This window comes from Sphingobacterium sp. 18053 (assembly GCF_902706145.1).
Classification (GTDB): domain Bacteria; phylum Bacteroidota; class Bacteroidia; order Sphingobacteriales; family Sphingobacteriaceae; genus Sphingobacterium; species Sphingobacterium paramultivorum.
In genome coordinates this window covers 40895-48645 of the sequence record NZ_CACSJW010000016.1, presented here as the reverse complement: position 1 = coordinate 48645, position 7751 = coordinate 40895, and the positions used below count along the sequence as shown (strand labels likewise).

The following is a 7751-nucleotide window of genomic DNA, read 5'->3' as shown; positions in this document are numbered from 1 at the left end:
CAGTTAATAATGCTGTCATAACATCCATAAGCAATGGTCAAGTTGAAGGCCAGGTAAACCGAATAAAAAACATCAAAAGGAAAATGTATGGGAAGGCAGGCTTTGAGTTATTAAGAAAAATGGTTCTCGCTAAATCAGCCTAATTCACCAAAATTGATGAAGAACCCATTACTCCGAAATACCCAACCTATATGGAAAAACCGTCAAAAAAGATTATAAAGTAGCCGTAGAGCTGTTGTTAGACTCCTCCGTTCAGAACAATGAACTGGCCTGTTTCGATTTAGCCGTTTGTTATGAGAACGGTTTTGGCATAAAAAAGAATACAAAAAAAGCTTTCTTATTTTATTCGAAAGCTATTTTACTTGGTGAGAAACAATCTATTTACGAGGTTGGTCGGTGCTATTATTATGGCATTGGGGTTAATAAAAATCTGGAGCTTGCTAGCGTATATTTTGATATAGCTAGGTTGTATGGAATAGAAACGTAACTAGGTTTAAATTAATAGCCGAAGGAAATTGTAGACTGGTATTGTCTAGTATTTTTTAATTGTAAAAACCACTACTTGATCTGACTTTGGCTACGCCTAAAAATTGTCAGATATCATTATCGTCCAAATAATTTTGATAAAAATCCTTTTTTAATTGGCTTCTCAATTCCCCAAATTAATTCCGTTTCGTGTCGTTTTGTTTTGTCAATGTTCGGCCCGAATTTGCCCCACGCAAATCCGCTCTGAATTTGTTTGTTTCTCAAGTCTGCAATTACAAAATTATCAGGAAGCGATTGTGCAAAGTTTTTCAAAGTTGTGTCGTTAGATTGTCTTGCATTTTCAAGTTCAATAAATCCATTTCCTTTGCTCCAAATATCCATAACCACTTTTTCGTGAATAATATCAAGGTTTGACTTATTCCCATTTTTTCCAAAATCGTCAATGTGTTCTATAAACTGAGTTAAGTTGTCCGAGTGTTTTACGATTACAGCTGGGGCGTGGCACACATAAAACACGCTTCCCCAACTTCCACTGTTGTCAACATCTAAAATCCAAAAATTTCCGAATCCGTCTCCCGCAAGTTGAACTGAATTAGGAAAAAACTCTTCAAATCCAAATTGACCTACTCCGTCAAATGTGACTTCTTCAAATCCGAAAAATTCAAAACCGTTTGCAAATTTTAGTAATTCTCTTATCTCTGGCGGAATTTGCCCTGTCGGCAGTCGTTTGGCTAATTCGTCAATCTGTTGGTTGGTCAAACCTTCTTTTAGTTCTACTTTATATTCGTCGCCATCTTCTGAAATATATTGTTCTGTCAAAATGGATGTTAGTCTTTCTGTCGGTGTCATAAATTCAATTTTGTTGTCTTGGTGTATTTTGTTATGCTTGCAGCTAACTTTTTGCTAATACCTTGTTGGTGGTAGTTTTTTATTTAATCCACTTTTCTATTATTTCAATGAATGGGTTTTGCTGGTCAACAAATGGATAATGCGAGCAATTGTCAATTGTCTTGAAATTCTGTTTTCCAACTATTTTCTTCATATCACTTAATTGCTTTTCTGAAAAGATTTTGTCTTGCAAACCATAAATTGCAAATAATTTTACATTCTCTTTTTCTAGTTTTTTTAAAATAGGTTTGGTGTCAATATTATTTTTGCTTTCATTTTTATAGAACAAAATAGGAGCGTCGTCATTTCGGATATTGCTTTTTCCATATTCACTATTTTCATAATTTTCCCGCAATTGGTTTGCTTCATTTGTCGGAAATGGCATTTTGAAATAGTTGTTCATACTTGCAATTTCATAACATTGCTTTCTGTATTCAGCCGAATTTTTAGCTAATCTTTCAATTTCAGAAATTTTGGAAAGCATTAAATTGTCATTCTTTTTTTTGTAGATTTTTCGTGTCGTTTCCAAAATATGGTTATACGTTTCTTGTTGGGAAAAAAGTGCACCTGCAAGAATTAATGAACTTACTTTTTCAGGATTTTGTTCTGTAAAAAGTGTTCCAACCAAACCACCAAAACTATGAGCAATGATATTTGCTCTTTTGATGTTATATTTTTCGTAAATGCTATTTAAATCACTAATTGCTTCTTGAAAAGTAAATGTTGCAGTTGTGTCGATTGAACGACCTTCACCACGTCTGTCATAAACGATAACATAAAAACCTTTTCCGGCTAAATTTTCTGCAATTGTTCCCTCGAAGAGTGTCGAGTTTCCTCTTGGTCCGCCGTGAATGAAAATTATTGTCGGATTTTCACTCTTTCCGTATGCTTTTGAGTAAATCTTTTCCGTTTGAGCTTTTCCAATTATTGATGTTAGCGTACAAAAAAGTAGTAAAAATATTTTTGTCATTTTAAGGTGCTATGTTCAGTTATGAATTCAGATAAAATTATCGGCAATGGCGCAACGACTTGGCGAAGTAGTGTAGCCGTATCGAAGATACGAAAGAGGAGCTGTTTTGCCAAGACGCTTATTGTAAGTTTATTGGTTTGCTGTCAGTAAAGGCATGCAGGTCAAAATAAATGATGTCGATAATTTAAAATTCCTGAAGCTCATCTTAGTGGAAAAAGGCGGCGTTTTATTTTCATTCTCAGTTGTTTCAGATCAGCGGCAAAATCTGGATAACGAAGTGATTAAAAATTTGATCAGCAATTGTTCATTGGAGTAATCGCTATGAATTGAAATATTACGGTGACTTTAGTGGCTTAGCTGGATATTTCGATGCCATTGACCCTCCAGATTCGAAAACTGATGACCAATCAATTCGCCTCGGAATCGCATGGTCTCAATGCCTGAAATCTCCAGCTAAACTACGGACTATAATAAATATCAATATTCTGCAACATTCCGCCACAGTACAATATTAAAGTCAGTCAACAGCTGACAAATTTTACCCCCGCTGTCCTTTCCGATGTAAGTCGCATAAAAACCATCTCCATATCCCGTGGAGAAAAAGATGGCATTGTGATTTTGAAAGCTGTAATTTAAATAATCCTCGAATTTTTCGGAGAATATAATGTCCCAATTTTTACCGAGCAGCGTATTCAGACTATTCTTAGCTGCCTGATCAACGAAAAGACCTAGTCCTGCATCTACTCCATATCCATATATTTCTTTGGATTTGAGGGGGATAGAAGTCTCTCCAGGTAATAACGCAAACTCCCATTTTTGAATGGGCTTATCTGAGAATTTTACGCGTGCAAATGCGACCCTTCGATCCTTATTGGCATTAATATTGGCCATTGCCAATTCGACCGGAAACTCACCAACAGGAAAATTTTCACTAAAAGCTGCCGCATCCCTTAAGGTAACGGGATCAGTTGCGATAATCTGGCCTGATGATACCTTTAGATTTCCTAAAGCTATCTTATCAAAAGTTATTTCCGTACCGAATTGCGCTACTTTTGTGGCCTTCGCGAAACTTCCCTCAAATATCTGTGGGAATGTGAGCGATGTATCCTTAATGGTTATTTTCGGTATGGTATCCGTCAGGTCAAATTTGGCTGTTTGTACAATGACATCGTTAGTATTACTTGGAACTTTGTTTCTTGAAATGTATAAAAATAGCACAACGGCCATCAGACATATTGTTATTGTTATTTTGTGCATGGGAAATAATTTTCTTTATTTAGTTCATATCTCTATAGGATGAGCCACCTCCTGAAAAAACTTTCTGAGCATTTCATATGTGCTGCAATCAGCGACAACCTGATTGGAGCTATCTATTGCCATTGCTTCACAACTTAAACAGATATTCAGTGCTGATACAATTTCGCCCGAACTATTATAGAATACGATAGCATCCCTGTAAATGGGGGCACACATCCAGTTGGACACGTCAGTTGTTTTCGTAAGTAAAATATTCTTTAGTAGACCGACTACCTCATTATCATACTGAAAAGTATTGATTCTTTGACTCGAAAAATGAAACTGCCCTGTATCATCAATTAAATATTGTGTTACACCTAATAGCTTGTCCAATACGCTCAGTCGAATTTCTTCGGTTTCGTTCAGATTGTTTCGTTTCTCCTTTCTCACTTTTAACCCATTACGTTCTGGTTTTAGCATTTGGATCACCGCATTGTGTTCCTCTCCGCGCTGGAGGGAATAGGTCTCAATCTGGTCAAATGCAAAACTCTGTATATAATGAGAAGATGTGATTGAATTCGTGATACTTTTCATCTTTGAAAGTGAACGGTTATTTCTCTAAATCCTAACGATAAAAGTATAAAAAATAGATTGTAGTAGCTAATAAGAATCTTAATACGCTTCTTCAAATAGAACTTTTAAAAAATCGCTAAGAAATTTTCTGTCTTACTTTTGGTGCTATCCAAGATCATAACTCTTAGCGTTTTTTTAACTTATTTTCTCATTTAAAAAGAGATCGAGCTTATCAGTCATTTGCAATCAAATTTGCAGCGTCACTTTTTAGATTGGTGGATAAATTTAGCTCGAACCATCTAAGAGCTCAAAAGTAATCCCTCCAGCATGATGCTTTCTTAATTGGTTGATTAATGGAATACAAGACGCATCATAAGCAATATGAGTTAGGTTTTTGTAAGTTAATAGCTCAATTAGAAGGTTTGGAATATCAATAATATGAGCATTTTTAAGAACCAGTGTTTTTAGGTTTTTTATCCTTAGGTTGGTCAAACCAATTAAATCAAAATGATCCAAATACAACAAACTTATATTTTCAAGGTCATTTATCCATAACGGGATATCATATGGACTGTTTTCTTTTACCCTTCTACTGCTATAATCACCTGTTAGAAATAGTTTTTCAAGCTGGTCAAGGTGTTTTACATGTTCATTTGGCAAGGTATTTCTGTCAAACCGAGTTGTTGTGTATAAAGCAAAGGGAACATTACAAATTCCTAATAAGATCGTTTCCCCCTGAAAAAATAGTACTGATCCATTTTTTTCATCACCCCAATTGACATGGAGCATACCACTTCCTTTAATGATACTTCTTCCTTCATTGTTGTCTTTTTCCATGATGACTAAATGTGGGACCCTACAACTATCAGGTCATAGTTTAACTTTTCCTGCAATTCAACTATAAATTCAGGTTTCAATTCAGGCCAGTTCCAAAATGTAAATCCAAGATTGCTGAATCCCCACTGTGGTTCGAAAACATATTGATGGATGTCACTTTCAGTGCCGCATATCGGACACAACAAGTTATCGGTAAAACCCTGGTACCAGGGATCCAGATCCCATTCATTGTCTACAATATTTTCAGTACAATTGGGGCATACTATACGATCGATACCATTTTGTCCGGTATTAAATATTGTACGCTCAGTTGTTATTTCCAGACCATTTATATCTAGTTGGTGTGGAAGGAAATGAGGCTCAAATACAATGTATTGAGCACCCTCAGAAAATGCATATCCAAGGTTGCCCAGTGTGCATTCCGATAATTCAGCTTTGACGATATCTTTCGAAACTAACCACTTTAAAATATCATCTACAGCAATTTCAGCAAAAGCGTACCTGGACACGCTAGGCACAAGCGAAATAGTATAATCACTCATAGTCTAAAAATAAAGAATAATGGGAATATTGTTCCAACGGTTTCATACAAAGTTTTACGAAATAACTGGATCTGTTCCAGTACTCGAAAAGCGTAATAGGGATTAAGCAATGGATTTTGATTAATTCAAATTGAATTGGCGTCAGGAAATACTTTTCAGCAGACTTGGTGCAAACCCAAACTGCTTCTTAAAGGCGAATGAAAAATGGGAAAGGTTTTCAAATCCTACCTCATAGCAAACTTCCAAAGGCTTTTTTTTCTTTTCTGTTAGTTGATAATAGGCAAGCTCCAAACGTTTATAAGTTAACCATCGTTGTGGGGTCATGGTAAATGCTTTTTTGAAATCCCGTTTAAATGTTGTGAGGCTTCTGCCAGTGAGGTAACCAAACTTTTCTAGCGGAAGATTGAACATAAAATTCTTCTCCATATAATCGACTAGGTTGATCTTTCCGGGTTCTTCAAAATTAGCAAGTAATTGATCGATCCTTTTATCCAAGGTTCTGAGAATGCTGATGGCTTCGGTAATTTTAATCGCAGCAATATCCTCAGGGATATCTTTCATGTCAAAATAAGGGATAAGCGAAGCTAGGCAGCTTTCCAGGAGAGGATGATTATTGAAACAAAAAATCTTCGGTGAATTTTGTGGTTGGGGATCTATGGTCTTACCAGCATAAAAATTTTTTAATGTTTCTAATGATAAATGCATGACTACCGTTTTGTGAGGTTCGCCATCTTTAGGGTAATTAATTAGAGTAGCCAATTGGTTTCTGGGAATTAAAAAGATATCCCCTTTTCCAAATAGATAGGTGGCATCAGCCTGTACAATCTTGGTTTCTCCGGAAAGAAACCAGACCAACATATGTTGGTCAAACATAATGTCCGATTTGAAAAATTGGTCTTCGTAGCTGGAAAGCTTTATATCTTCGGTGATGTATCGGGCTTGGTATTCCATGATTTTTGCTTTTTTATGAAAGAAATCAATAAGGTAAAGATAAGAAATAACATACTTTACTTTGTTTAAAAGTTCATTGTTGAAAATAGAGAGGCAGAAGGGCCATCTTGCCTCTCTTTTATGCTTGAAATTAATAAATGCATTTATGGATTGAAACGGATACCTGTCATCTCTTCGGTGAGTTTCCAAAGTCTTTTGGCATTGGTTTCATCCAGTGAATAGGGATGTACCCCTTTTTGGGCGGTAATATCCGATGAGACTACTGCGATGTCTCCATCTTCACAATAAACGCCGCCGATATGATCAAGCTTAGGGCTTGTTGCGCACCATACCGTTGTGGCAGCTCCTTGTGGGATCGTTTTTAGCAATGCGGCAACTTCGGGTAACATATTACCGTCTGCATCCACAAACCCCATTTTTTGGAATAGCTCCAATGGGGCTTCTCTGCCCAATTCTGTTCCGCCGATAGAACCGGGATGAACCGCATAACTTCTGATATGAGCAGATTGTCCTCGTGCGTCCAATTCCATTGAAAAAAGATTGACTGCGGTCTTGGATTGCCCATAGCCCTGTAATGTTTCATATTCTCTGTGCAGGAAATTGGGATCATCAAAATTAAAAGGTGCGAAATAGTGACCATGAGAGGAAACATTAACCACTCGCGCTCCGTTGGCTTTTTTAAGGGAAAGCCACAATCGGGAGGTGAGCTGAAACAAGGCTAAATAGTTGGTAGCGAGTTGTGATTCTATACCCCGTTCATCTCTACGCAAAGGGACCCACATAATACCTGCATTGTTAATGAGTAAATGTAAAGGTCTTCCTGAAGCGACAAAATTTTCTGCGAAAGCATCAATAGAGGCGGGAGACATTAGATCCATTGCTGCAATTTCAATATTGGATATTCCTTCCAGATTTTTCTTTGCTTTGTCGATATCACGTGCAGCGACAATTACGGTAGCTCCGGCTGCGGCGAGTATTCTTGTGGTTTCCAGTCCAATCCCTGTGTTGCCGCCTGTTACGATAGCTGTTTTCCCGGTAAGATCGATGTTTTGAATCACATCATTAGCTGTTGATTTTGCATTTAAGCCAGAACCTATAGGTTGTTGTTGAGCTCCCTGATAATTATTCTTTTCCATTTTGAATATGTTTAATTGTTATTACTGAGACAAAATTAGGGCGGATCAATATGTCCTGTTTTGTTCAAAAGGCCTAATTAACTTTGTTCAAAAGGGCAGGGGATCTTGATCAGGATATAAGCAGAAAAAAGG

Annotated in this window: 10 protein-coding genes; 2 read left to right on the top strand and 8 right to left on the bottom strand. The window is 36.8% G+C overall.

The window, feature by feature from the left end:
* Together GVK91_RS27845 and GVK91_RS27840 are read left to right on the top strand one after the other, a co-directional pair.
* On the top strand, positions 1-143 hold a 143-nt coding region (locus GVK91_RS27845), incomplete at its 5' end, for a transposase (protein WP_159732609.1).
* A gap of 92 nt (positions 144-235) precedes the next feature.
* Positions 236-487 carry an SEL1-like repeat protein gene (locus GVK91_RS27840; RefSeq protein WP_159732606.1) on the top strand — a complete coding sequence of 84 codons (252 nt, stop codon included), beginning with the start codon at positions 236-238 and terminating at the stop codon, positions 485-487.
* Between the two features lie 116 nt (positions 488-603).
* Here GVK91_RS27840 and GVK91_RS26790 read toward each other — a convergent pair whose 3' ends face one another.
* The 8 genes from GVK91_RS26790 to GVK91_RS26755 all read right to left on the bottom strand — a co-directional run bounded on the left by GVK91_RS26790 (position 604) and on the right by GVK91_RS26755 (position 7619).
* Entirely contained in the window at positions 604-1335 is a 732-nt protein-coding gene (locus tag GVK91_RS26790) for an SMI1/KNR4 family protein (RefSeq protein ID WP_159732603.1), read from the bottom strand.
* A gap of 79 nt (positions 1336-1414) precedes the next feature.
* Entirely contained in the window at positions 1415-2344 is a 930-nt protein-coding gene (locus tag GVK91_RS26785; RefSeq protein ID WP_159732600.1) for an alpha/beta hydrolase, read from the bottom strand.
* A gap of 477 nt (positions 2345-2821) precedes the next feature.
* Positions 2822-3601: a DUF4241 domain-containing protein gene (locus GVK91_RS26780; RefSeq protein ID WP_159732597.1), complete on the bottom strand. Its 780-nt coding sequence runs from the start codon at positions 3599-3601 to the stop codon at positions 2822-2824.
* Positions 3602-3625: 24 nt separating this feature from the next.
* Positions 3626-4174 carry a hypothetical protein gene (locus GVK91_RS26775; protein ID WP_159732594.1) on the bottom strand — a complete coding sequence of 183 codons (549 nt, stop codon included), beginning with the start codon at positions 4172-4174 and terminating at the stop codon, positions 3626-3628.
* 264 nt (positions 4175-4438) lie between these two features.
* The gene (locus tag GVK91_RS26770; protein WP_159732591.1) at positions 4439-4990 is read right to left on the bottom strand and encodes a hypothetical protein; all 552 of its coding nucleotides are present in this window, start codon (positions 4988-4990) and stop codon (positions 4439-4441) included.
* A gap of 5 nt (positions 4991-4995) precedes the next feature.
* Positions 4996-5532, bottom strand: a complete 537-nt coding sequence (locus GVK91_RS26765; RefSeq protein WP_159732588.1) for a hypothetical protein — start codon at positions 5530-5532, stop codon at positions 4996-4998.
* A gap of 141 nt (positions 5533-5673) precedes the next feature.
* Positions 5674-6483, bottom strand: a complete 810-nt coding sequence (locus GVK91_RS26760) for an AraC family transcriptional regulator (RefSeq protein WP_159732585.1) — start codon at positions 6481-6483, stop codon at positions 5674-5676.
* 143 nt (positions 6484-6626) lie between these two features.
* Positions 6627-7619 carry an SDR family NAD(P)-dependent oxidoreductase gene (locus tag GVK91_RS26755; protein ID WP_159732581.1) on the bottom strand — a complete coding sequence of 331 codons (993 nt, stop codon included), beginning with the start codon at positions 7617-7619 and terminating at the stop codon, positions 6627-6629.
* Positions 7620-7751: the final 132 nt, after the last annotated feature.

Excerpts from the sequence above, each read along its gene's own strand:
- GVK91_RS26790 (WP_159732603.1), bottom strand. The coding sequence starts at position 1,335 with ATGACACCGACAGAAAGACTAACATCCATTTTGACAGAACAATATATT.
- GVK91_RS26780 (WP_159732597.1), bottom strand. The coding sequence starts at position 3,601 with ATGCACAAAATAACAATAACAATATGTCTGATGGCCGTTGTGCTATTT.
- GVK91_RS26775 (WP_159732594.1), bottom strand. The coding sequence starts at position 4,174 with ATGAAAAGTATCACGAATTCAATCACATCTTCTCATTATATACAGAGT.
- GVK91_RS26785 (WP_159732600.1), bottom strand. The coding sequence starts at position 2,344 with ATGACAAAAATATTTTTACTACTTTTTTGTACGCTAACATCAATAATT.
- GVK91_RS26770 (WP_159732591.1), bottom strand. The coding sequence starts at position 4,990 with ATGGAAAAAGACAACAATGAAGGAAGAAGTATCATTAAAGGAAGTGGT.
- GVK91_RS26755 (WP_159732581.1), bottom strand. The coding sequence starts at position 7,619 with ATGGAAAAGAATAATTATCAGGGAGCTCAACAACAACCTATAGGTTCT.
- GVK91_RS26765 (WP_159732588.1), bottom strand. The coding sequence starts at position 5,532 with ATGAGTGATTATACTATTTCGCTTGTGCCTAGCGTGTCCAGGTACGCT.
- GVK91_RS26760 (WP_159732585.1), bottom strand. The coding sequence starts at position 6,483 with ATGGAATACCAAGCCCGATACATCACCGAAGATATAAAGCTTTCCAGC.